Source organism: Oceanobacillus kapialis (assembly GCF_044790185.1).
Classification (GTDB): Bacteria; Bacillota; Bacilli; order Bacillales; family Amphibacillaceae; genus Oceanobacillus_B; species Oceanobacillus_B kapialis.
Genome location: NZ_CP085256.1, coordinates 89,982 through 114,574, shown reverse-complemented (window position 1 = coordinate 114,574; position 24,593 = coordinate 89,982). Strand labels below are relative to the sequence as shown.

At 45.8% G+C, this 24,593-nt stretch carries 14 protein-coding genes, 9 tRNA genes and 6 rRNA genes; all 29 read right to left on the bottom strand.

The features are described from left to right. Positions 1-172 precede the first annotated feature (172 nt). The 29 genes from clpC to LG273_RS00480 all read right to left on the bottom strand — a co-directional run bounded on the left by clpC (position 173) and on the right by LG273_RS00480 (position 24,548). Entirely contained in the window at positions 173-2,605 is a 2,433-nt protein-coding gene (gene clpC, locus LG273_RS00620) for an ATP-dependent protease ATP-binding subunit ClpC (RefSeq protein WP_379563972.1), read from the bottom strand. Positions 2,606-2,617: 12 nt separating this feature from the next. Further along, complete coding sequence (locus tag LG273_RS00615) at positions 2,618-3,685, bottom strand: protein arginine kinase (protein ID WP_379563974.1); 1,068 nt, start codon at positions 3,683-3,685, stop codon at positions 2,618-2,620. After that, a complete protein-coding gene (locus LG273_RS00610) occupies positions 3,682-4,230 on the bottom strand; it encodes a UvrB/UvrC motif-containing protein (RefSeq protein WP_379563976.1) in 549 nt (182 codons plus the stop codon). The genes LG273_RS00615 and LG273_RS00610 overlap by 4 nt, the downstream gene beginning before the upstream one ends. A 12-nt stretch (positions 4,231-4,242) precedes the next feature. After that, entirely contained in the window at positions 4,243-4,710 is a 468-nt protein-coding gene (locus LG273_RS00605) for a CtsR family transcriptional regulator (RefSeq protein ID WP_379563978.1), read from the bottom strand. A gap of 251 nt (positions 4,711-4,961) precedes the next feature. After that, the gene (locus tag LG273_RS00600; protein WP_404457039.1) at positions 4,962-5,660 is read right to left on the bottom strand and encodes an MgtC/SapB family protein; all 699 of its coding nucleotides are present in this window, start codon (positions 5,658-5,660) and stop codon (positions 4,962-4,964) included. Positions 5,661-5,802: 142 nt separating this feature from the next. Beyond that, positions 5,803-5,918 (bottom strand): 5S ribosomal RNA (gene rrf / locus LG273_RS00595). 116 nt (positions 5,919-6,034) lie between these two features. Further along, positions 6,035-8,953, bottom strand: a 23S ribosomal RNA gene (locus LG273_RS00590). 335 nt (positions 8,954-9,288) lie between these two features. Next, a 16S ribosomal RNA gene (locus tag LG273_RS00585) occupies positions 9,289-10,852 on the bottom strand. 147 nt (positions 10,853-10,999) lie between these two features. Further along, positions 11,000-11,075: transfer RNA gene (locus LG273_RS00580), tRNA-Ala, on the bottom strand. A gap of 13 nt (positions 11,076-11,088) precedes the next feature. Beyond that, positions 11,089-11,165, bottom strand: a tRNA-Pro gene (locus LG273_RS00575). Between the two features lie 6 nt (positions 11,166-11,171). Then, a tRNA-Arg gene (locus LG273_RS00570) sits at positions 11,172-11,248 on the bottom strand. Positions 11,249-11,251: 3 nt separating this feature from the next. After that, positions 11,252-11,339: transfer RNA gene (locus tag LG273_RS00565), tRNA-Leu, on the bottom strand. 7 nt (positions 11,340-11,346) lie between these two features. After that, positions 11,347-11,421: transfer RNA gene (locus LG273_RS00560), tRNA-Gly, on the bottom strand. Positions 11,422-11,445: 24 nt separating this feature from the next. Next, positions 11,446-11,530, bottom strand: a tRNA-Leu gene (locus LG273_RS00555). 13 nt (positions 11,531-11,543) lie between these two features. After that, positions 11,544-11,619: transfer RNA gene (locus tag LG273_RS00550), tRNA-Lys, on the bottom strand. Positions 11,620-11,658: 39 nt separating this feature from the next. Continuing rightward, a tRNA-Thr gene (locus tag LG273_RS00545) sits at positions 11,659-11,734 on the bottom strand. 3 nt (positions 11,735-11,737) lie between these two features. After that, positions 11,738-11,813: transfer RNA gene (locus LG273_RS00540), tRNA-Val, on the bottom strand. Positions 11,814-11,851: 38 nt separating this feature from the next. Beyond that, positions 11,852-11,967, bottom strand: a 5S ribosomal RNA gene (rrf, locus tag LG273_RS00535). A gap of 116 nt (positions 11,968-12,083) precedes the next feature. Next, positions 12,084-15,002, bottom strand: a 23S ribosomal RNA gene (locus LG273_RS00530). A 189-nt stretch (positions 15,003-15,191) separates the two neighbouring features. Continuing rightward, positions 15,192-16,755 (bottom strand): 16S ribosomal RNA (locus tag LG273_RS00525). Together the 16S, 23S and 5S rRNA genes with 9 tRNA genes alongside form the textbook arrangement of a ribosomal RNA operon. Positions 16,756-17,308: 553 nt before the next feature. Next, the gene (lysS, locus tag LG273_RS00520) at positions 17,309-18,790 is read right to left on the bottom strand and encodes a lysine--tRNA ligase (protein WP_404457037.1); all 1,482 of its coding nucleotides are present in this window, start codon (positions 18,788-18,790) and stop codon (positions 17,309-17,311) included. A 78-nt stretch (positions 18,791-18,868) separates the two neighbouring features. Beyond that, positions 18,869-19,090 carry a helix-turn-helix domain-containing protein gene (locus LG273_RS00515; RefSeq protein ID WP_379560713.1) on the bottom strand — a complete coding sequence of 74 codons (222 nt, stop codon included), beginning with the start codon at positions 19,088-19,090 and terminating at the stop codon, positions 18,869-18,871. Further along, on the bottom strand, positions 19,060-19,572 hold the full coding sequence (folK, locus tag LG273_RS00510) for a 2-amino-4-hydroxy-6-hydroxymethyldihydropteridine diphosphokinase (protein WP_379560714.1): 513 nt from the start codon (positions 19,570-19,572) through the stop codon (positions 19,060-19,062). Before folK ends, LG273_RS00515 begins: the two co-directional genes overlap by 31 nt. 1 nt (position 19,573) lies before the next feature. Continuing rightward, entirely contained in the window at positions 19,574-19,933 is a 360-nt protein-coding gene (folB, locus tag LG273_RS00505; RefSeq protein ID WP_379560715.1) for a dihydroneopterin aldolase, read from the bottom strand. Further along, complete coding sequence (gene folP, locus LG273_RS00500; protein ID WP_404457034.1) at positions 19,926-20,762, bottom strand: dihydropteroate synthase; 837 nt, start codon at positions 20,760-20,762, stop codon at positions 19,926-19,928. The genes folB and folP overlap by 8 nt, the downstream gene beginning before the upstream one ends. 153 nt (positions 20,763-20,915) lie before the next feature. Then, positions 20,916-21,851: a cysteine synthase A gene (gene cysK, locus LG273_RS00495; protein ID WP_379560716.1), complete on the bottom strand. Its 936-nt coding sequence runs from the start codon at positions 21,849-21,851 to the stop codon at positions 20,916-20,918. Between the two features lie 84 nt (positions 21,852-21,935). Continuing rightward, the gene (locus LG273_RS00490) at positions 21,936-22,847 is read right to left on the bottom strand and encodes a peptidylprolyl isomerase (RefSeq protein WP_404457032.1); all 912 of its coding nucleotides are present in this window, start codon (positions 22,845-22,847) and stop codon (positions 21,936-21,938) included. 36 nt (positions 22,848-22,883) lie between these two features. Then, positions 22,884-23,753 (bottom strand): Hsp33 family molecular chaperone HslO, encoded by an 870-nt coding sequence (hslO, locus tag LG273_RS00485; RefSeq protein WP_404457030.1) that lies wholly within the window; start codon positions 23,751-23,753, stop codon positions 22,884-22,886. A 21-nt stretch (positions 23,754-23,774) separates the two neighbouring features. Beyond that, positions 23,775-24,548, bottom strand: a complete 774-nt coding sequence (locus LG273_RS00480) for a type III pantothenate kinase (protein WP_404457028.1) — start codon at positions 24,546-24,548, stop codon at positions 23,775-23,777. Positions 24,549-24,593 lie beyond the last annotated feature (45 nt).

Sequence of the window (24,593 nt, the reverse complement as noted above, 5' to 3'; positions counted from 1 at the left end):
ATGCCACATTTATAAACAAAAGCCGGAAGCGCCTGTTTTTAAGGAAAAGTATTATACTACGTTACCTATCCTATTAGCGTCAAGCTTGGACATGTTTTTTGAAAAAAAGCTAGAAGATTCATGATGATCTTCTAGCTTTTTCCCATGTTACTATAAAATTTTCAAATGGTGCCTAGCTTTGCGGCAAAATAGTATATTCGCCTTTATTATTTAAGCCTATTTTTACTTTTTGACCTTTGGAAATTGTTTCTTTCAACAACTCCTCAGATAGCAGGTCTTCAATATTTTTCTGAATGGAGCGTCTTAGCGGCCTTGCGCCGTATTCTGGGTCAAACCCTTCGTTCGCAATTTTTTCCACTGCTTTATCTGTAAGAGAGAAATCAATTTCTTGCTCTTTCAGCCTTTTTTGCAGCTGATTAACCATCAGGGTCACGATATCTTTCATGTGCTTCTTCTCAAGAGAATGGAAGACAATCATTTCATCAATACGGTTAAGGAATTCTGGACGGAAGGCTTTTTTCATTTCCTCTGTTACTTTTGCCTTCATATCCTTGTAATCCTGGCCTTCTTCTCCAAGAGTAAAGCCAAGGTTTTTATTTCGCTTCAACTCACTTGCCCCAACGTTTGAAGTCATAATAAGCACGGTATTGCGGAAATCTACTAAACGGCCTTTAGAATCGGTTAGTCGTCCGTCTTCAAGAACCTGCAACAGAATATTAAATACTTCTGGATGTGCTTTTTCTACTTCATCAAGTAGAACAACAGAGTACGGCTTTCTGCGCACCTTCTCTGTTAATTGACCACCTTCATCGTAGCCCACATAACCTGGAGGCGAACCAACAAGTCTAGAAGTGGAGTGTTTTTCCATATACTCAGACATATCAATTCGAATCATTGCATCCTCGTCTTCAAACATTGATTCTGCAAGCGCCCGAGCAAGCTCTGTTTTTCCGACACCTGTAGGTCCTAAGAAGATAAAGGAGCCGATTGGTCGTTTCGGATCTTTTAATCCAGCACGAGCTCTGCGAATGGCCTTGGAAATAGCATTTACGGCCTCTTCCTGCCCGATCACACGTTTATGCAAGGTATCTTCCATGTTAAGCAAACGATCGCTCTCGTCCTTCGTTAGTCGGGAAACTGGTACACCAGTCCAAATAGAAACAACACTTGCGATATCTTCCATCGTCACTTCAGAATCCGTCTGACCTTGCTTTTCCTTCCATTGGTTCTTCGTTTCGTCAAGTTCTTCACGTAGACGCTGTTCAGAATCTCGTAAAGAGGCAGCTTTTTCAAACTCCTGACTTTGTACGGCTGCATCTTTTTCTTTTCGTACTTCCTCAAGCTTCTGTTCGAGGTCTTTTAGATTTGGCGGAACAGTGTAAGAGCGTAACCTTACTTTTGAACCAGCCTCATCAATTAAGTCAATTGCTTTATCTGGTAAGAAGCGGTCTGTAATATAACGGTCAGACAAGCTTGCTGCAGCTTCAATTGCTTCATCTGTAATCGTTACACGGTGATGTGCCTCATATCTATCTCGTAACCCGCTTAAAATTTGGATCGTTTCCTCTAACGTTGGTTCATCCACTTGGATTGGTTGGAACCTACGCTCTAATGCTGCGTCTTTTTCAATGTATTTACGATACTCATCCATGGTTGTAGCACCAATACATTGCAATTCTCCACGTGCTAGGGATGGCTTCAGAATGTTTGAAGCATCAATCGCACCTTCAGCACCACCAGCACCAATTAGGGTATGCAACTCATCAATAAATAGAATGATATTGTTAGCCTGGCGAATTTCTTCCATCACTTTTTTAAGGCGGTCCTCAAATTCCCCGCGGTATTTCGTTCCTGCAACAACGGTTCCCATATCAAGCGTCATAACCCGCTTATCTCTCAGTGTTTCTGGAACCTCATTATTGATGATTTGCTGTGCTAAACCTTCCGCCACAGCCGTTTTACCGACACCAGGCTCACCAATAAGGACAGGGTTATTTTTTGTACGACGGCTTAACACTTGGATAACACGTTCAATCTCTTTACTACGACCAATTACCGGATCGATATTCCCTTCTTTTGCAATGGATGTTAAATCTCTTGCTAAAGAATCAAGGGTAGGTGTGTTAGCATTAGACTGCTGGCCACGTCCTTGTCGACCTGCCTGTGATTCGTTGCTTCCTAGCAATTGAAGGACCTGTTGACGTGCTTTATTTAGGCTAACACCGAGATTGTTTAACACACGAGCTGCCACACCTTCACCTTCACGAATAAGACCAAGAAGAATATGCTCTGTTCCTACATAGGAGTGCCCAAGCTTTCTTGCCTCATCCTGTGATAACTCAACTACCTTTTTGGCACGAGGTGTATAGTGTATGGACTGCATTGGCTGCTTTCCGACACCGATCAGTTTTTCTACTTCTTCTTGAATTTTTGCTACTTCAAGCCCTAGTGATTGTAACGCTTTTGCAGCGATGCCCTCGCCTTCACGAACTAGTCCTAGCAGAATATGCTCTGTTCCAATATTATTGTGCCCAAGTCGGACTGCTTCTTCCTGTGACAAGGCAAGCACCTTTTGCGCTCTTTCTGTAAATCTTCCAAACATCATATTGTGTTCCTCCTAACTATTTTCTAATTGCAGTCTTTCCCGGATCAATGAGGCGCGAAGTATATCTCGTTCATTGGCGGTAAGAGTCCGCTTTGCATACTGCTGTAAGAAACCTGGCTGTGTTAAAACCATTAACTCATTTAATATATTCCGTGATACATTTTCAATGAATCCTAAATCAATTCCAAGCCGCACATTGGATAAACATACCGCTGCCTCTTTGGACTCGATTACTCTACTGTATTCTAATACCCCATAAGAGCGGAAAATCCGATCTTCCAATGAGGTACGCGATTGTTCCAGTATACGACTGCGTGCGCTTCTTTCATGATCAATTAACTGTTTTACAACACTCTGTAGGTCTTCTACGATGTCTTCCTCTGTTTTGCCCAACGTAATCTGATTGGATATTTGAAAGATACTACCAATCGCTTCACTGCCCTCTCCATAGATCCCTCTAACTACAAGTCCGAGCTGGTTAATGGATGGAATCATTCGGTTAATTTGCTTGGTCATAGCCAATGCAGGTAGATGCATCATTACAGAGGCACGCATTCCCGTCCCTACATTTGTTGGACAACTAGTTAAGTATCCTCTTGTTTCATCAAAGGCATAATTGATTTTCTCCTCCAGGTAATCATCAAAGGTAAATGCTTTTTGCAATGCATTTTCCAATTGAAATCCTGGGAGGTAAAGCTGAATCCGAATGTGATCCTCTTCATTAATCATTAGCGATACTTGTTCGTTTTCCGAAATTAAAGCTGCGGCTGTCTCTGCGTTTTCCGCAAGATGCGGGCTAATTAAGTGTTTCTCCACGAGCACCCGCTTTTCTACAGGTGATAAATCACGAATAGGTACAAATGCAAAATCTTTATAATCCTCAAAAGATTGATCTTCATAGTTGGCACGGAAAAAATCACGAATTTCTTCTAATTTATCTTTGTCCGCTATAATCGGATAGGATACATTTGCAAAGTTTCTCGCCAATCGGATTCGGCTGCTTAACACAATGTCGCTGTCAGGTCCTTCCTCCCGCATCCAGGGACTAATTGCTTCATTCATAAAGTTTTGTAAGGTCATGAATGGTCACCTTCTTCTGGAGCTTGTGCGTTTGTTTCCAACGCCTTTATCTTATCTCTAATCTCCGCTGCTTCTTCAAAAGCTTCATTCTCAATTAATTCTTTTAATTTGTCCTTGTAATCCTCAATTAATTTCTTTTTATGCAGGTCTCCCCCCTGGCGTTTGGGGATTTTACCGTGATGCCTTGTATTCCCGGCATGAACCCTGCGAAATATTGGGTCTAATCGTTCAGAAAACGTGTCATAGCATACCGCGCAACCGAACTTTCCAACCTGTTTAAATTCGGAAAAGGTCATTTCACATTTTGGACACTGTAATTCCTTTACCTGTTGAAAGGTACTTTGTGGATGTCCCTTAAGGGTAGATGTATCAAAATTCATTAAGCCTGAAAGTAAATTATGCAATGAATAACCTTCTTCAGGGTAGTGCATATATCCCTTTTCCTTTGCACAAACCTCACAAACATGGACTTCGCTCTTCTGCCCATTCACGTATTTCGTAAAGTGCAGTGTAGCGGGTCGCTCGTGGCACTCCTGGCATTCCATGAGAAATCCCCCTTACTTATTTAAATACTTCAATGTCGACAACATGGATGTTAGGACTCTTGCACGCACTTCGTCCCGTAGAGGAAGCTGAAATGCCAAAGTATCTCTCCCAATCGCACTAAGCATAATTTTCGCTTCCCGTGCAGTGATTAGTTGCTCTTCTAGTAATCGATCAAGCACATCAATTGCTGCCTGTTGGGTTACTACAGGGTTTATCATTTCAATTATTTCATCAATTAACTCTGATTTATCCTGATGAATGACACGCATAATGCGAATGTAACCCCCGCCACCCCGTTTACTCTCTACTATATACCCTTTTTCAATTGTGAAACGCGTTTTAATGACGTAATTTATTTGAGAGGGAACACATTGGAACTGGTCGGCAATTTCACTCCGCTTTATTTCTATTGCATTTCTCCCTTTATCCTGAAGAATTTGTTTAAGATAACTTTCTATGATGTCAGAAATATTACTCATCCTGTGCACCTCCTTTAACATAAAGGCCTTTTGACTTTGACTATCTTTGACTTTATCTTTATTATACGATAAATTTTTAGAGATGCAAACATTGTCCTTTATTTATTTTAGACAAAAACAGCAGTGACAAAACCTATCTTTTAGTGGATTTACTCTAGAACTACTTACTTGCCGCTCTAAAATGTAGCCTACTCTTTCTAAATATGAAAAAAATCTTACAGCTATACTAGTGCTGTAAGATTTTATTGTGTTTATTTATTTTCCGATATATTTTTCACGTTATCAATTCGGGAAATTTCTTCAAAGAATTGGATACGATTCAATTCAGCATCTTTCACTACCTTTATATAAATATTTCTCATGTTATGCTCCGCTTGAATAATTTCTACATTTTGAATGGTTAAATTAAACTTCTCAAACACAGAGACGACATCTTTAATCTTTATATTAGGTAGCGCTACAATCTGAATTAATGTGATAGTACTTTCTTTCCTGAATAGCTTTTCAAAGTTATTTAGAAAAATTAAGCTTAATAAGATTAAAAGTGTTGTAAAGAAGGCAACAGCATACATACCTGCACCCACCACGAGCCCAATCCCTGCTACAGTCCAAATAGATGCCGCTGTCGTTAGTCCCCTTATCGTGCCACCATATACAATAATTGTCCCTGCCCCTAGAAAACCAATACCACTTATAACGTAAGATGGAATCCTCGATGGGTCAAATTGTAAATTATTGTGGGAGGCCATAAATGCTTCAAATCCATACAATGATAATAACATCATAAGACATGACCCTACACCCACTAAAATATGGGTTCGAAATCCAGCAGAATGATTTTTAATTTCCCTTTCAAATCCTATTAAACCTGATAGTATAAGTGCAAACAAAATCCGCGTCATAACAAGGAGAAATTCCTCTCCAAGCAGACTTTCTAAAAATTCATCCAATCTTCCCACCCCCTTAAAGCTCTCTTCTTAAGAATATATGGATTAACCTTTTTAAATAGTAGAATGTGAAATAAATCTTTCTACTGCTATATACAAAAAAATGCTAAGACACAAATACATGTGAGCTTAGCATTTTCACTTCGCCTGGCGGCGTCCTACTCTTGCAGGGGCAAAGCCCCAACTACCATCGGCGCTGGAGAACTTAACTTCTGTGTTCGGCATGGGAACAGGTGTGACCTCTCCGCTATTACTACCAGACCGCCCTAAAAAGAAGGACAAGATATATTATATGCATTTTCCATAAGAAATGCAAGGGTTTTTTTTGCTCATACCCTAAAAACTAAATAAGAGAAAACAACGAATCAAGAAAATGTTTAGTTAAGTCCTCGATCTATTAGTATCCGTCAGCTCCACGTGTCACCACGCTTCCACCTCGGACCTATCAACCTCATCGTCTCTGAGGGATCTTACTCACTCGAAGTGATGGGAAGTCTCATCTTGAGGGGGGCTTCATGCTTAGATGCTTTCAGCACTTATCCCTGCCACACGTAGCTACCCAGCTATGCTCCTGGCGGAACAACTGGTACACCAGCGGTGTGTCCATCCCGGTCCTCTCGTACTAAGGACAGCTCCTCTCAAACTTCCAACGCCCACGACGGATAGGGACCGAACTGTCTCACGACGTTCTGAACCCAGCTCGCGTACCGCTTTAATGGGCGAACAGCCCAACCCTTGGGACCGACTACAGCCCCAGGATGCGATGAGCCGACATCGAGGTGCCAAACCTCCCCGTCGATGTGAACTCTTGGGGGAGATAAGCCTGTTATCCCCGGGGTAGCTTTTATCCGTTGAGCGATGGCCCTTCCATGCGGAACCACCGGATCACTAAGCCCGACTTTCGTCCCTGCTCGACTTGTAGGTCTCGCAGTCAAGCTCCCTTGTGCCTTTACACTCTGCGAATGATTTCCAACCATTCTGAGGGAACCTTTGGGCGCCTCCGTTACCTTTTGGGAGGCGACCGCCCCAGTCAAACTGCCCGCCTGACACTGTCTCCGAACCGGATTACGGTCCTGGGTTAGAAGGTTCGTACAGCCAGGGTGGTATCCCACGGATGCCTCCACGTAAGCTAGCGCTCACGCTTCGAAGGCTCCCACCTATCCTGTACAAGCTGTACCAACATTCAATATCAGGCTACAGTAAAGCTCCACGGGGTCTTTCCGTCCTGTCGCGGGTAATGCGCATCTTCACGCATAGTATAATTTCACCGGGTCTCTCGTTGAGACAGTGCCCAAGTCGTTGCACCTTTCGTGCGGGTCGGAACTTACCCGACAAGGAATTTCGCTACCTTAGGACCGTTATAGTTACGGCCGCCGTTTACTGGGGCTTCGGTTCTACGCTTCGGCTTGCGCCTAACGCTTCCCCTTAACCTTCCAGCACCGGGCAGGTGTCAGCCCCTATACTTCGCCTTACGGCTTCGCAGAGACCTGTGTTTTTGCTAAACAGTCGCTTGGGCCTATTCACTGCGGCTCCTCCATAAAGGAGCACCCCTTCTCCCGAAGTTACGGGGTCATTTTGCCGAGTTCCTTAACGAGAGTTCTCCCGCTCACCTTAGGATTCTCTCCTCGCCTACCTGTGTCGGTTTGCGGTACGGGCACCTTTGAACTCACTAGAGGCTTTTCTTGGCAGTGTGAAATCTGGAACTTCGGTACTCAATTTCCCTCCCCATCACAGCTTGAACTTAAGTTGGACGGATTTGCCTATCCAACATTCTCACTGCTTGGGCGCACACATCCATCGGTGCGCATTCCATATCCTACTGCGTCCCCCCATTGCTCAAACATTCAAGAGGTGGTACAGGAATATCTACCTGTTGTCCATCGCCTACGCCTTTCGGCCTCGGCTTAGGTCCCGACTAACCCTGAGAGGACGAGCCTTCCTCAGGAAACCTTAGGCATTCGGTGAAAGAGATTCTCACTCTTTTTTCGCTACTCATACCGGCATTCTCACTTCTGTGCGCTCCACCAGTCCTCACGGTCTGACTTCACAGCACACAGAACGCTCTCCTACCATTGTTCGAAGAACAATCCGCAGCTTCGGTGATACGTTTAGCCCCGGTACATTTTCGGCGCAGAGTCACTCGACCAGTGAGCTATTACGCACTCTTTAAATGATGGCTGCTTCTAAGCCAACATCCTGGTTGTCTGGGCAACTCCACATCCTTTTCCACTTAACGTATACTTTGGGACCTTAGCTGGCGGTCTGGGCTGTTTCCCTTTCGACTATGAACCTTATCACCCATAGTCTGACTCCCAAGTCTAAGTATCTGGCATTCGGAGTTTGACTGAATTCGGTAACCCGATGAGGGCCCCTAGTCCAATCAGTGCTCTACCTCCAGTACTCGATGCTTGAGGCTAGCCCTAAAGCTATTTCGGAGAGAACCAGCTATCTCCGTGTTCGATTGGCATTTCACCCCTACCCACACCTCATCCCCGCATTTTTCAACATACGTGGGTTCGGGCCTCCAGTCAGTGTTACCTGACCTTCACCCTGGACATGGGTAGATCACACGGTTTCGGGTCTACGACCGCATACTATATCGCCCTATTCAGACTCGCTTTCGCTGCGGCTCCGTGTCTTCCACTTAACCTTGCATACGATCGTAACTCGCCGGTCCATTCTACAAAAGGTACGCCGTCACCCATTAACGGGCTTCGACTACTTGTAGGCACACGGTTTCAGGTTCTCTTTCACTCCCCTCCCGGGGTGCTTTTCACCTTTCCCTCACGGTACTGGTTCACTATCGGTCACTAGGGAGTATTTAGCCTTGGGAGATGGTCCTCCCGGATTCCGACGGAATTTCTCGTGTTCCGCCGTACTCAGGATACACTCCGGAGGAAACTCCTTTTCGATTACAGGGCTCTTACCTGCTATGGCTGATCGTTCCAGATCGATTCATCTAAAGAGTTTCTTTGTAACTCCGTGTGGAGTGTCCTACAACCCCAGAAAGCAAGCTTTCTGGTTTGGGCTAATTCCGTTTCGCTCGCCGCTACTTGGGAAATCGCATTTGCTTTCTCTTCCTCCGGGTACTGAGATGTTTCAGTTCCCCGGGTCTGCCTTCGTTACCCTATGTATTCAGATAACGATACTGCTCCATTACGAACAGTGGGTTCCCCCATTCGGAAATTCCCGGATCAATGTCTACTTACGACTCCCCGAGACATATCGGTGTTAGTCCCGTCCTTCATCGGCTCCTAGTGCCAAGGCATCCACCGTGCGCCCTTATTCACTTAACTAAGTTACAGTAAATAAGCGTGCTAATTTCTTAGCCTTGCATTACTAATCCAGCTTCAACAACTAGCGATTAGCGTGACTTCCTTCACCTTCGTACGATAAGTCAACATCGATTCCCTAACGGTCCTCGTGTTTCCTTTATCTCCTACGGCTCAGTCCAGTCCGTACATCGCTGAACAGTTGTTTCAGCTTTACATTTGATGTCGTTGTTACTCTTATTTAGTTTTCAAGGTACAAGCGAGAGAATTGCTCCCTCAAAACTGAACCAAACAACCATGTATGTCCTTACCGGAAGGCTCTCGCAAGAGAACCTTCGGCGTTCCGTTTCTATCCTTAGAAAGGAGGTGATCCAGCCGCACCTTCCGATACGGCTACCTTGTTACGACTTCACCCCAATCATTGGTCCCACCTTCGGCGGCTGGCTCCAAAAGGTTACCTCACCGACTTCGGGTGTTACCAACTCTCGTGGTGTGACGGGCGGTGTGTACAAGGCCCGGGAACGTATTCACCGCGGCATGCTGATCCGCGATTACTAGCGATTCCGGCTTCATGCAGGCGAGTTGCAGCCTGCAATCCGAACTGAGAATGGTTTTATGGGATTTGCTTGACCTCGCGGTTTTGCTTCCCTTTGTTCCATCCATTGTAGCACGTGTGTAGCCCAGGTCATAAGGGGCATGATGATTTGACGTCATCCCCACCTTCCTCCGGTTTGTCACCGGCAGTCACCTTAGAGTGCCCAACTAAATGCTGGCAACTAAGATCAAGGGTTGCGCTCGTTGCGGGACTTAACCCAACATCTCACGACACGAGCTGACGACAACCATGCACCACCTGTCACTCTGTCCCCGAAGGGAACTTCCTATCTCTAGGAATAGCAGAGGATGTCAAGACCTGGTAAGGTTCTTCGCGTTGCTTCGAATTAAACCACATGCTCCACCGCTTGTGCGGGCCCCCGTCAATTCTTTTGAGTTTCAGCCTTGCGGCCGTACTCCCCAGGCGGAGTGCTTAATGCGTTAACTTCAGCACTAAGGGGCGGAAACCCCCTAACACCTAGCACTCATCGTTTACGGCGTGGACTACCAGGGTATCTAATCCTGTTCGCTCCCCACGCTTTCGCTCCTCAGCGTCAGTTACAGACCAGAGAGTCGCCTTCGCCACTGGTGTTCCTCCACATCTCTACGCATTTCACCGCTACACGTGGAATTCCACTCTCCTCTTCTGTACTCAAGTCCTCCAGTTTCCAATGACCGTTCGCGGTTGAGCCGCGAGATTTCACATCAGACTTAAAGGACCGCCTGCGAGCGCTTTACGCCCAATAATTCCGGACAACGCTTGCCCCCTACGTATTACCGCGGCTGCTGGCACGTAGTTAGCCGGGGCTTTCTGGTTAGGTACCGTCAAGGCCGGGTCAGTTACTACCCGACTTGTTCTTCCCTAACAACAGAGTTTTACGATCCGAAGACCTTCATCACTCACGCGGCGTTGCTCCGTCAGACTTTCGTCCATTGCGGAAGATTCCCTACTGCTGCCTCCCGTAGGAGTCTGGGCCGTGTCTCAGTCCCAGTGTGGCCGATCACCCTCTCAGGTCGGCTACGCATCGTCGCCTTGGTAAGCCGTTACCTTACCAACTAGCTAATGCGCCGCGGGCCCATCTGTAAGTGGCAGCCGAAGCCGCCTTTCAACTTCTCGTCATGCAACGAAAAGTGTTATCCGGTATTAGCCCCGGTTTCCCGGGGTTATCCCAGTCTTACAGGCAGGTTGCCCACGTGTTACTCACCCGTCCGCCGCTCATTCCACAAGCGTCACCCCCGAAGGGGATCTGCTTGCTTCCTGCGCTCGACTTGCATGTATTAGGCACGCCGCCAGCGTTCGTCCTGAGCCAAGATCAAACTCTCCAAAAAAGTTTGTATCATGTCGACACCAATCAACATGATGCGTCTTAGCTTCACAGAAGCTGACTTCTGCTTTGTATTTCTTCGAAAAACAGCAAGCTGTTTTTCCTTGACATACTGGTTGTTTTGTTCAGTTTTCAAAGAGCAATAAAATTATGGTGGAGCCTAGCGGGATCGAACCGCTGACCTCCTGCGTGCAAGGCAGGCGCTCTCCCAGCTGAGCTAAGGCCCCAATGCTTTAATAATGGTCGGGAAGACAGGATTTGAACCTGCGACCCCATGGTCCCAAACCATGTGCTCTACCAAGCTGAGCTACTTCCCGAAATAATGGCGCGCCCGAGAGGAGTCGAACCCCTAACCTCTTGATCCGTAGTCAAACGCTCTATCCAATTGAGCTACGGGCGCTTATGGTGCCGAGGGCCGGACTCGAACCGGCACGGTAGAACCTACCGCAGGATTTTAAGTCCTGTGCGTCTGCCAATTCCGCCACCCCGGCTTGGGCATGGAGCGGAAGACGGGATTCGAACCCGCGACCCCCACCTTGGCAAGGTGGTGTTCTACCACTGAACTACTTCCGCAGCGTAATTATTAAAGTATTTAAATGGTGCGGGTGAAGGGACTTGAACCCCCACGTCCGAAGACACTAGATCCTAAATCTAGCGCGTCTGCCAATTCCGCCACACCCGCAAAAGTGTTTAAATGGTGAGCCATGAAGGATTCGAACCTTCGACCCTCTGATTAAAAGTCAGATGCTCTACCAACTGAGCTAATGGCTCATACCAAAAGATTTAGCTTGTACATTCGGAAATGAATAATGGTGCCGGCCAGAGGACTTGAACCCCCAACCTACTGATTACAAGTCAGTTGCTCTACCAATTGAGCTAGGCCGGCGAATGGTGGAGGATGCAGGGCTCGAACCTGCGACCCCCTGCTTGTAAGGCAGGTGCTCTCCCAGCTGAGCTAATCCTCCAACGCACATGTATAATGTGCAAAGAAATATTTAATTTCGCCTGGCGGCGTCCTACTCTTGCAGGGGCAAAGCCCCAACTACCATCGGCGCTGGAGAACTTAACTTCTGTGTTCGGCATGGGAACAGGTGTGACCTCTCCGCTATTACTACCAGACCGCCCTAAAAAGAAGGACAAGATATATTATATGCATTTTCCATAAGAAATGCAAGGGTTTTTTTGCTCATACCCTAAAAACTAAATAAGAGAAAACAACGAATCAAGAAAAAAGTTTAGTTAAGTCCTCGATCTATTAGTATCCGTCAGCTCCACGTGTCACCACGCTTCCACCTCGGACCTATCAACCTCATCGTCTCTGAGGGATCTTACTCACTCGAAGTGATGGGAAGTCTCATCTTGAGGGGGGCTTCATGCTTAGATGCTTTCAGCACTTATCCCTGCCACACGTAGCTACCCAGCTATGCTCCTGGCGGAACAACTGGTACACCAGCGGTGTGTCCATCCCGGTCCTCTCGTACTAAGGACAGCTCCTCTCAAACTTCCAACGCCCACGACGGATAGGGACCGAACTGTCTCACGACGTTCTGAACCCAGCTCGCGTACCGCTTTAATGGGCGAACAGCCCAACCCTTGGGACCGACTACAGCCCCAGGATGCGATGAGCCGACATCGAGGTGCCAAACCTCCCCGTCGATGTGAACTCTTGGGGGAGATAAGCCTGTTATCCCCGGGGTAGCTTTTATCCGTTGAGCGATGGCCCTTCCATGCGGAACCACCGGATCACTAAGCCCGACTTTCGTCCCTGCTCGACTTGTAGGTCTCGCAGTCAAGCTCCCTTGTGCCTTTACACTCTGCGAATGATTTCCAACCATTCTGAGGGAACCTTTGGGCGCCTCCGTTACCTTTTGGGAGGCGACCGCCCCAGTCAAACTGCCCGCCTGACACTGTCTCCGAACCGGATTACGGTCCTGGGTTAGAAGGTTCGTACAGCCAGGGTGGTATCCCACGGATGCCTCCACGTAAGCTAGCGCTCACGCTTCGAAGGCTCCCACCTATCCTGTACAAGCTGTACCAACATTCAATATCAGGCTACAGTAAAGCTCCACGGGGTCTTTCCGTCCTGTCGCGGGTAATGCGCATCTTCACGCATAGTATAATTTCACCGGGTCTCTCGTTGAGACAGTGCCCAAGTCGTTGCACCTTTCGTGCGGGTCGGAACTTACCCGACAAGGAATTTCGCTACCTTAGGACCGTTATAGTTACGGCCGCCGTTTACTGGGGCTTCGGTTCTACGCTTCGGCTTGCGCCTAACGCTTCCCCTTAACCTTCCAGCACCGGGCAGGTGTCAGCCCCTATACTTCGCCTTACGGCTTCGCAGAGACCTGTGTTTTTGCTAAACAGTCGCTTGGGCCTATTCACTGCGGCTCCTCCATAAAGGAGCACCCCTTCTCCCGAAGTTACGGGGTCATTTTGCCGAGTTCCTTAACGAGAGTTCTCCCGCTCACCTTAGGATTCTCTCCTCGCCTACCTGTGTCGGTTTGCGGTACGGGCACCTTTGAACTCACTAGAGGCTTTTCTTGGCAGTGTGAAATCTGGAACTTCGGTACTCAATTTCCCTCCCCATCACAGCTTGAACTTAAGTTGGACGGATTTGCCTATCCAACATTCTCACTGCTTGGGCGCACACATCCATCGGTGCGCATTCCATATCCTACTGCGTCCCCCCATTGCTCAAACATTCAAGAGGTGGTACAGGAATATCTACCTGTTGTCCATCGCCTACGCCTTTCGGCCTCGGCTTAGGTCCCGACTAACCCTGAGAGGACGAGCCTTCCTCAGGAAACCTTAGGCATTCGGTGAAAGAGATTCTCACTCTTTTTTCGCTACTCATACCGGCATTCTCACTTCTGTGCGCTCCACCAGTCCTCACGGTCTGACTTCACAGCACACAGAACGCTCTCCTACCATTGTTCGAAGAACAATCCGCAGCTTCGGTGATACGTTTAGCCCCGGTACATTTTCGGCGCAGAGTCACTCGACCAGTGAGCTATTACGCACTCTTTAAATGATGGCTGCTTCTAAGCCAACATCCTGGTTGTCTGGGCAACTCCACATCCTTTTCCACTTAACGTATACTTTGGGACCTTAGCTGGCGGTCTGGGCTGTTTCCCTTTCGACTATGAACCTTATCACCCATAGTCTGACTCCCAAGTCTAAGTATCTGGCATTCGGAGTTTGACTGAATTCGGTAACCCGATGAGGGCCCCTAGTCCAATCAGTGCTCTACCTCCAGTACTCGATGCTTGAGGCTAGCCCTAAAGCTATTTCGGAGAGAACCAGCTATCTCCGTGTTCGATTGGCATTTCACCCCTACCCACACCTCATCCCCGCATTTTTCAACATACGTGGGTTCGGGCCTCCAGTCAGTGTTACCTGACCTTCACCCTGGACATGGGTAGATCACACGGTTTCGGGTCTACGACCGCATACTATATCGCCCTATTCAGACTCGCTTTCGCTGCGGCTCCGTGTCTTCCACTTAACCTTGCATACGATCGTAACTCGCCGGTCCATTCTACAAAAGGTACGCCGTCACCCATTAACGGGCTTCGACTACTTGTAGGCACACGGTTTCAGGTTCTCTTTCACTCCCCTCCCGGGGTGCTTTTCACCTTTCCCTCACGGTACTGGTTCACTATCGGTCACTAGGGAGTATTTAGCCTTGGGAGATGGTCCTCCCGGATTCCGACGGAATTTCTCGTGTTCCGCCGTACTCAGGATACACTCCGGAGGAAACTCCTTTTCGATTACAGGGCTCTTACCTGCTATGGCTGATCGTTCCAGATCGATTCATCTAAAGAGTTTCTTTGTAACTCCGTGTGGAGTGTCCTACAACCCCAGAAAGCAAGCTTTCTGGTTTGGGCTAATTCCGTTTCGCTCGCCGCTACTTGGGAAATCGCATTTGCTTTCTCTTCCTCCGGGTACTGAGATGTTTCAGTTCCCCGGGTCTGCCTTCGTTACCCTATGTATTCAGATAACGATACTGCTCCATTACGAACAGTGGGTTCCCCCATTCGGAAATTCCCGGATCAATGTCTACTTACGACTCCCCGAGACATATCGGTGTTAGTCCCGTCCTTCATCGGCTCCTAGTGCCAAGGCATCCACCGTGCGCCCTTATTCACTTAACTAAGTTACAGTAAATAAGCGTGCTAATTTCTTAGCCTTGCATTACTTTATTTGATGTCGTTGTTACTCTTATTTAGTTTTCAAGGTACAAGCGAGAGAATTGCTCCCTCAAAACTGAACCAAACAACCATGTATGTCCTTACCGGAAGGCTCTCGCAAGAGAACCTTCGGCGTTCCGTTTCTATCCTTAGAAAGGAGGTGATCCAGCCGCACCTTCCGATACGGCTACCTTGTTACGACTTCACCCCAATCATTGGTCCCACCTTCGGCGGCTGGCTCCAAAAGGTTACCTCACCGACTTCGGGTGTTACCAACTCTCGTGGTGTGACGGGCGGTGTGTACAAGGCCCGGGAACGTATTCACCGCGGCATGCTGATCCGCGATTACTAGCGATTCCGGCTTCATGCAGGCGAGTTGCAGCCTGCAATCCGAACTGAGAATGGTTTTATGGGATTTGCTTGACCTCGCGGTTTTGCTTCCCTTTGTTCCATCCATTGTAGCACGTGTGTAGCCCAGGTCATAAGGGGCATGATGATTTGACGTCATCCCCACCTTCCTCCGGTTTGTCACCGGCAGTCACCTTAGAGTGCCCAACTAAATGCTGGCAACTAAGATCAAGGGTTGCGCTCGTTGCGGGACTTAACCCAACATCTCACGACACGAGCTGACGACAACCATGCACCACCTGTCACTCTGTCCCCGAAGGGAACTTCCTATCTCTAGGAATAGCAGAGGATGTCAAGACCTGGTAAGGTTCTTCGCGTTGCTTCGAATTAAACCACATGCTCCACCGCTTGTGCGGGCCCCCGTCAATTCTTTTGAGTTTCAGCCTTGCGGCCGTACTCCCCAGGCGGAGTGCTTAATGCGTTAACTTCAGCACTAAGGGGCGGAAACCCCCTAACACCTAGCACTCATCGTTTACGGCGTGGACTACCAGGGTATCTAATCCTGTTCGCTCCCCACGCTTTCGCTCCTCAGCGTCAGTTACAGACCAGAGAGTCGCCTTCGCCACTGGTGTTCCTCCACATCTCTACGCATTTCACCGCTACACGTGGAATTCCACTCTCCTCTTCTGTACTCAAGTCCTCCAGTTTCCAATGACCGTTCGCGGTTGAGCCGCGAGATTTCACATCAGACTTAAAGGACCGCCTGCGAGCGCTTTACGCCCAATAATTCCGGACAACGCTTGCCCCCTACGTATTACCGCGGCTGCTGGCACGTAGTTAGCCGGGGCTTTCTGGTTAGGTACCGTCAAGGCCGGGTCAGTTACTACCCGACTTGTTCTTCCCTAACAACAGAGTTTTACGATCCGAAGACCTTCATCACTCACGCGGCGTTGCTCCGTCAGACTTTCGTCCATTGCGGAAGATTCCCTACTGCTGCCTCCCGTAGGAGTCTGGGCCGTGTCTCAGTCCCAGTGTGGCCGATCACCCTCTCAGGTCGGCTACGCATCGTCGCCTTGGTAAGCCGTTACCTTACCAACTAGCTAATGCGCCGCGGGCCCATCTGTAAGTGGCAGCCGAAGCCGCCTTTCAACTTCTCGTCATGCAACGAAAAGTGTTATCCGGTATTAGCCCCGGTTTCCCGGGGTTATCCCAGTCTTACAGGCAGGTTGCCCACGTGTTACTCACCCGTCCGCCGCTCATTCCACAAGCGTCACCCCCGAAGGGGATCTGCTTGCTTCCTGCGCTCGACTTGCATGTATTAGGCACGCCGCCAGCGTTCGTCCTGAGCCAAGATCAAACTCTCCAAAAAAGTTTGTATCATGTCGACACCAATCAACATGATGCGTCTTAGCTTCACAGAAGCTGACTTCTGCTTTGTATTTCTTCGAAAAACAGCAAGCTGTTTTTCCTTGACATACTGGTTGTTTTGTTCAGTTTTCAAAGAGCAATTTTGTGTGTCGCTCATCAATTGGCGACTTTATTAATATATCACATCGAGTTGTTCAAGTCAAGCATTTTTTAAAATGTTTTTAACTGATGAACTCTTAATGATTTTGTTTTGTTGCCTCCCGTTGAAGCAACGATATTTAATTTACCATGATTCAATACTGAACGCAAGTGAATTTTAACAAAAAATTAATGAAAAGTTTATTCGTACTATTTAACCAATTTAGCCATTTATTTACCGCCCTTTTGTTTAAGGCTGCTAAACAGCTATTTCACAGTATTCTAAGCTTGATTTTTTGGCTTTCATAGAATAGAAGAAACCAGAAGAAAGGCCACCTTTAGCCGCAATTCTCTTCATATACTATGTAAAAAACCCACCGGAGTGTTCCTCCAATGGGTTTTAAATAATTGTTTCTTTATTTGTTACGCATTTGTGGGAACAATAGAACATCACGAATTGACGGTGCATTAGTCAATAACATGACTAACCTATCAATACCAATGCCTAAACCACCTGTTGGAGGCATACCATACTCCAACGCTTCTAAGAAATCTTCATCCATAAGATGTGCTTCGTCATTTCCTTCTGCACGTTCTTTCACTTGCGCTTCGAAACGTTCACGTTGATCGATTGGATCATTCAGCTCACTAAATGCATTCGCATGCTCACGGCCTACAATAAATAGTTCAAAACGATCCGTGAATCGTTCATCTTTTGGGTTTTTCTTAGCTAGTGGAGAAATTGCTACAGGATGTCCATAAATAAAGGTAGGTTGGATTAACGTTTCTTCTACTTTTTGCTCGAAGAACTCGTTTACCACATGACCAAAGGACATCGTATCCGTAATTTCAATCCCATGCTCCTTCGCAAGACCTCTTGCTTCTTCATCGGACATTTCTTTCCAAAAGTCTACACCGGTTGCTTCTTTTACCGCATCTACCATATGAACTCTTTTCCAAGCCGGTTCAAGATCCACTTCTTCTTCTCCATAAATGACCTTCGTTGTTCCTAAGACCTCTTTTGCAATATGAGCGATTAGACTTTCTGTCAGTGCCATAATATCTTTATAATCTGCATATGCTTCGTATAACTCAATCATCGTAAATTCTGGGTTGTGTCTCGTTGAAACACCCTCATTACGGAAAACACGGCCGATCTCATAAACCTTTTCTAAGCCACCTACTATAAGCCGCTTCAAATGAAGTTCAATTGCAATACGCATATATAATGGAATATCCAAAGCGTTATGATGGGTTTCGAATGGACGTGCAGAAGCGCCACCTGGAATACCATGCATCATCGGTGTCTCAACTTCAAGAAAGCCCTGTCCATCTAAGTAACGTCTCATAGATTGAATGATTTTACTCCGTAGGACAAATGTTTCTCGGCTGTCCAGGTTTGTAATCAAATCAAGATAACGCTGACGGTAACGTTGTTCGATATCTTTGAGCCCATGATATTTTTCTGGTAAAGGACGAAGAGATTTCGTTAACAAATGGAATTCCGTAGCTTTAACAGAAAGCTCCCCAACATTTGTTTTAAACATAACACCAGTAACACCGACAATATCCCCAAGGTCCGTTGATTGGAAAATCTCGTATGCTTCTTCTCCTATTGCATCTTTACGAACATATAATTGAATCTGCCCGCTCAAATCCTGGATATGGGCAAAACCTGCTTTTCCTTTTCCTCTTTTGGTCATCATTCTTCCAGCTATCGTAACACTTTCAGATTTCTCTTCTAACTCTTCCTTCGTAAATTGGTCGTATGCTTTGAGCAACTCCTGTGCAAGATGCGTACGATCATACCTGTTACCAAACGGATCAAGCCCTTGCTCCCTATACGTATTAAGCTTGTCTCTTCTTACCCGCATGTGTTCATTTAATTCTTCTGACATTACTATCACTCCTGTCATTAATGTAAATCTCTAAAAATGTATAAAAAACTAGCACGCATAGCTTATAAATATGACGGACTAGATCTCTTCAGTTTGTTCCTCAAGGATTAATTCTTCTCTTGTGATACCAAGAGATTCAGTAACTTTATCCAACAGTTCATCATCAGCAGTCTTCGTTCCTCTTTCTACTGCTCCGATAACAGCTATAGGTACATCCGCCTTTTCCGCAAAAGATATTTGTGTATATCCTTTTAATTTGCGAAAGGCCTTTATTCTTCTCCCAATTCGCTTCGCATCCATCGTTGTACATCCTTTATGTCTGTTTCTGGAAGTTCATTTATTAATTCCCCCACACGCTTCCCAAGAGAAGGTATCATCGCAGTTGGTGCAATTTCCCGTAATGGTATGAGAACAAAAGCGCGCTCATGCATCCTTGGGTGAGGAATAATTAATTGTTCCGTTTTTATATTTTCTTGATTATAAAGCAAAATGTCAAGGTCTATGGTGCGGGGACCGAAGCGTATATCTCTTTTTCTCCCAAGCTGTTTTTCAATTTCCTGGCATGTACCCAATAACCGTTCAGAAGAAAAGGAGGTGTGGACTTGGACAACCATGTTTAAAAAATCGGCCTGATCTGTATACCCTACAGGTGCTGTTTCATATATAGAGGATACCTGATCTATCGTTATCTCCGAATATGCATCTAATAATCGCAGGGCATCTTTTAAGTAACGTTCTCTTGGTTCGATATTTGTTCCTAATGCTAAAAATACTGTATTCATTCTATCTCTCCCTAAATATTTCAACAGCAACCGACTGGTAATGGCCAGGGATTGGAGGATCTGGCTTGATTACTTTTACTCTGCAAGCCGTTAGCATGGAAAAAGACTCAAGCAAAGTTCCGGCAATATTTTCTGCCACTGCTTCAACTAAATTCTTTGCATCCCCTTCTACCACGGCTTTAATCTTCTCATAAGCTTGTCCATAATGGATAGAATCATGCATATTATCTGATTTGCCTGCTTTTTGTAAGCTAACATACAACTCTACATCGACATTAAACCGCTGACCAAGTTTGTTTTCCTCTGGAAGCAATCCGTGATATCCATAAAATTGTAGATTGCGCAGTATAATTTTATCCATTTCCCACACTCCCAGCCTTAAGCATAGCGTCCATCATGACGGCTAGCTCTTTATTCAGCTTCACATTGTGTACGCGCACGATCTGCACACCCTTTGTTATACCAAGGCATGTCGTAGCACCAGTCCCGACATCGCGCTGGTTAGGTTCGGTGCCGAGCAGGTTTCCGATAAATCGTTTTCTTGACGTGCCCAACAATAGCGGGAAACCTAAGCTATGAAATGCTTCCAGGTTATTCATGACGAGCAAATTATCATCAGCAGTTTTAGCAAAACCTACACCTGGGTCGATGATGATGTTTTCATGTTTCACACCTGCTGATTGGGCAATGTGTATGCTCTCATAAAGATCTTGTTTCATATCATCAATTAGAGCACCGTATTCCAGATTATCTCGATTATGCATGAGAATAAGGGGGGCACCATATTCAGCTGCGACATGTGCAATATCTGGTTCCATTTTCGCTCCCCACACGTCATTAATAATATCTGCACCTGCTTCCAATGCTCTCCTTGCCGTCTCTGCCTTATACGTATCAATAGAGATTGGAATCGACACGTTTTCTTTTATGGCTTTAATCGCGGGGACGACTCGATTTATTTCCTCTTCCACTCCGACAGGATCATGGCCAGGTCTGGTAGATTCACCACCTATATCGATAATATCCGCACCATTACGTTCCAATAAGACTGCCTGCTCTACCGCCTTTTCTACGGAATTATAATGGCCTCCATCTGAAAAGGAGTCTGGCGTAACATTTAATATCCCCATTATATGCGTTCGTTCTGTTAAGTCATATATCTTATGTTTTGTTTTGAGCTTCAACTTCATCGAACCTTCTTTCACACCCTTAATCACCTACTATCGTACCACAAACCTGTATGGCAGGCGACCTGTTTGCCAGTTCTTAATCAAACGCACAAAAGCCTGTTTAAAAACAAAAGCCAGCACCTCCTCAGGTACTGGCCTCGCATTATAGTTTACTTACTCATTATTTTCTTCAAACTGGTACAGCGGGGTAGATAAATAACGCTCTCCGTTGTCCGGGAACACCGCAAGAACTTTCTTTCCTTTACCAAGCTGTTTGGCCACTTTCTTCGCTGCGGCAACTGCAGCACCAGCAGAAATTCCGCCAAGGATGCCGTTGGTTGTAGCCACTTCTCGAGAAGTCGCAAAGGCTTCCTCATTTGTGATAGGAAGAACTTCGTCGTAAATCTCGGTATCCAAAATTTCCGGTACGAAGCCAGCCCCAATTCCTTGAATTTTATGCGGACCAGGCTTATTTCCAGATAAAACAGCAGAATCTTCTGGTTCAACTGCATATATTTTAACTCCATCAAAGTGCTCTTTTAATACTTTACCGGCACCTGTGATCGTACCACCTGTTCCAATTCCTGAAACAAAGGCATCGAGTCCTTCTTCTTTCATTTGTTCGACGATTTCTTTCCCAGTTGTCCGTGCATGTACTTCAGGATTAGCTTGATTGTTAAATTGCTGTGGCATGAAATAGCCGTGTTCCTTTTGTAATTCTCCAGCTTTATTTATGGCGCCTTTCATTCCTTCAGCTCCTGGTGTTAACACAAGCTTGGCTCCATAAGCACGTAGTAAATTTCTCCGTTCCTTACTCATTGTATCTGGCATTACAAGCACTGCTTGATAACCTTTGGCTGCTGCAACCATAGCAAGCCCGATCCCAGTGTTCCCACTTGTCGGTTCAATAATTGTATCGCCCTCTTTTATGGCCCCTTCCTTTTCCGCTGCCTCGATCATCGCCAACGCGATACGATCCTTAACAGAACTTCCAGGATTCATAAATTCAAGCTTCACATAAATATCAGCACTGTTGTCATCACTAATGCCGTTTAACTTTACAATTGGAGTCTGGCCAATCAGTCCAGAAATATTATCAGCTACTCTCATTGAAACCCCTCCTAATCCCTAGTCATTTTGTATGATTTAATTCTAATGTACGGTTTATCACGTTAAATGTCAACCAATACTAGTTTATTCATCATATACCCACTCAATGTCTAGTTCTTCCCACAGCGGTTCTGCCGTTAAGGTCTGGTCAAGTTTATGCATGGCCAGCTCCGTTCTAATATAAGGCTTCATTTCCTCGTACGTGAAATCAATTCCTGACAATTTTTTGTGTAAGTAAATGACCGCATACTGATTCCCTACAGCAAAAGGTTCACTGTATGAATGCTCATCCATATCTGCAGCTACCTCTTCATAGCCATCCGGAAAAAATTGACTCGTCGTAAAAATATACCCTAAATAGCCTCCAGCATCTCTTGATTCTTCATCAGTCGAGTACTCTTGTGCCAGCATATTAAAAGACGCACCATTATCTAACTCTTCCTTTACTTTATTAGCTGTTTCCTCGTCGTCTACCACAATGTGCGATAATTGCATGGACGGTGTTACATTATACTGGTTACCATAGGTTTGGTAGTGACTCTCCATATCACCTTCAGGAATGTCCGTTCCTTCGGTCAGCAGCATTTCCAACTGATAGCGATAGCGAATATCTTCCCGCCAGCCTTTTTCAGCCTCGTCATATTCCTCTTCTGTCATGACACCTTGCATTGCTGTCAGCATCGCTACTTCCCGGTTTATTACCTTTTCATCTATTTCAATGCCTTTCTCTTCTGCTAACTGAGCAACAACCTCGTGGTCCACCATCGTCTTTAATTGTTTCTTCCCGTGATTGGAACGTAAACTGCTCATCCAGTTTTCATAGGAAATTTCTTCTCCACCAATGGTTGCAACCGGCTCTTTCGTGTCTATCGCAGGACCATTCTCTTCTCCTGCTGATTCTGCCGGTGACTCCTCCCCATTATTCCAAAAGGTTAACGAAGCAATATTGGTAATAATAAGGATGACAATGATGCCAAGCAATAATTTTTTCGACATTCTGTAATTCCCCCTGTATTGCCTTGCTTTATTGCTTTATTGCTTTAAGGCCTTTAACTCATCTTCTGTGAAGACATATTTTTCGTTACAAAAATGACAACTAGCTTCTGCACCATGATCCTCTTGAATCATGTTTTCAATTTCTTCGTTCCCTAACCCAATAATCGCTTGTTCAAGTCTTTCCCTCGAGCACCTGCAACGAAATTCTAAAGGTTGTTTCTCGTGGATTTTTAGCTCTTCTTCCCCAAGCAACCGTTCCAGAATTTCCTCTGGGCTATTCCCTTCTCTTATAAGGGAAGAAATTGGCGGGATGGAGGCAATTTGATTTTCTAGCTTGGTAATAATCTCATCATCAGCCCCAGGCATAATTTGCAGGATAAATCCGCCCGAAGCCAAAATGGTATGGTCTGGGTTCACAAGTACCCCAGCACCAACAGAAGATGGGACTTGCTCTGAGTTGGCAAAATAGTACGTGAAATCCTCACTAATTTCCCCGGAAATAATCGGCACTTCTCCAGTGAAAAATTCTTTTAAGCCTAAATCCTTTGTCACACTCAAATTACCTTCTACTCCGACCGCTCTAGCTACATCAAGTTTTCCTTTTGCATTTAAATCAAAATCTACATGCGGATTAGACACATAACCGCGGACATGCCCTTGTGCATTCGCGTCTGCAATAATAGCCCCAATTGGCCCTCCGCCCTCTACTTTTACAGTTAGAGAATCTTCACCCTTAAGCATTGCACCCATCATCGCTGTAATCGTAATCGTTCTACCTAATGCGGCAGATGCAGTAGCCCATGTATCATGCCTTTTTCGTGCTTCCTCTACTGTTTCTGTTGATGTCGCCGCATACGCTCTTACTTTTCCTTGATATGCCGTTGCTTTTATTAAATAATCCTTCATGCTGCTTCCTCCTTATGTTAGCTAGCTTTGCTTATTCCTTTGATAGATTAAATACAATCCCTTTAACGTTAAGTGTGAATCAACATGATCAATCGTTTCCGATGCGTCTGAGATCAGGGAAGCCAAACCACCTGTGGCAATCACTGTGGCATTTATATTGTTTTGTTGTTCAATACGTTTCACAATTCCATCAACCTGCCCAACATAGCCATAAAACACACCAGATTGCATGGCTTCCACTGTTGAAGTTCCTACAACATTGTGTGGCGGTACAATTTCAATTTTGGGCAGCTTCGATGCTTTACTATAGAGTGCTTCCATGGAAACATTAATGCCCGGGGAAATCACACCACCTTCGTATTCCTCATCCTTATTAATATAGCAGTAAGTTGTGGCTGTCCCAAAATCAATGACAATCAATGGCGCCTTATACTCTGCAATTGCACCTACCGCATTTACCACTCGGTCTGCGCCAATTTCTTTAGGATTTGGATATTTCATTTTAAGATAGGATTGAACCTCGTCTTTTCCAATTACCACTGGTTCCTGGTGGAAATATAACTGACACATTCTCTCCAACGCAAACATAATTGGTGGAACTACAGAGGAAATGATGACCCCATGTATATCTGAAAAGGCAATCCCTTTATGGTCAAATAATGACTTTATTAACATTCCGAATTCATCTTCTGTTTTATAACGGTCTGTCTTGATCCGCCATTCATGCTTAAGCTCGTCCTGTTCAAACACCCCCAGAACCGTATTCGTGTTTCCTACGTCTAATACAAACAGCATACCTATTCAGACCCTTCTCTTAAGACCTACTATCCTTTTTATACA

Coding starts and splice junctions, on each gene's coding strand:
- clpC (WP_379563972.1), bottom strand. CDS start 2,605: ATGATGTTTGGAAGATTTACAGAAAGAGCGCAAAAGGTGCTTGCCTTG.
- LG273_RS00615 (WP_379563974.1), bottom strand. CDS start 3,685: ATGACCTTACAAAACTTTATGAATGAAGCAATTAGTCCCTGGATGCGG.
- LG273_RS00610 (WP_379563976.1), bottom strand. CDS start 4,230: ATGGAATGCCAGGAGTGCCACGAGCGACCCGCTACACTGCACTTTACG.
- LG273_RS00605 (WP_379563978.1), bottom strand. CDS start 4,710: ATGAGTAATATTTCTGACATCATAGAAAGTTATCTTAAACAAATTCTT.
- lysS (WP_404457037.1), bottom strand. CDS start 18,790: ATGTCAGAAGAATTAAATGAACACATGCGGGTAAGAAGAGACAAGCTT.
- LG273_RS00515 (WP_379560713.1), bottom strand. CDS start 19,090: ATGGATGCGAAGCGAATTGGGAGAAGAATAAAGGCCTTTCGCAAATTA.
- folK (WP_379560714.1), bottom strand. CDS start 19,572: ATGAATACAGTATTTTTAGCATTAGGAACAAATATCGAACCAAGAGAA.
- folB (WP_379560715.1), bottom strand. CDS start 19,933: ATGGATAAAATTATACTGCGCAATCTACAATTTTATGGATATCACGGA.
- folP (WP_404457034.1), bottom strand. CDS start 20,762: ATGAAGTTGAAGCTCAAAACAAAACATAAGATATATGACTTAACAGAA.
- cysK (WP_379560716.1), bottom strand. CDS start 21,851: ATGAGAGTAGCTGATAATATTTCTGGACTGATTGGCCAGACTCCAATT.
- LG273_RS00490 (WP_404457032.1), bottom strand. CDS start 22,847: ATGTCGAAAAAATTATTGCTTGGCATCATTGTCATCCTTATTATTACC.
- hslO (WP_404457030.1), bottom strand. CDS start 23,753: ATGAAGGATTATTTAATAAAAGCAACGGCATATCAAGGAAAAGTAAGA.
- LG273_RS00480 (WP_404457028.1), bottom strand. CDS start 24,548: ATGCTGTTTGTATTAGACGTAGGAAACACGAATACGGTTCTGGGGGTG.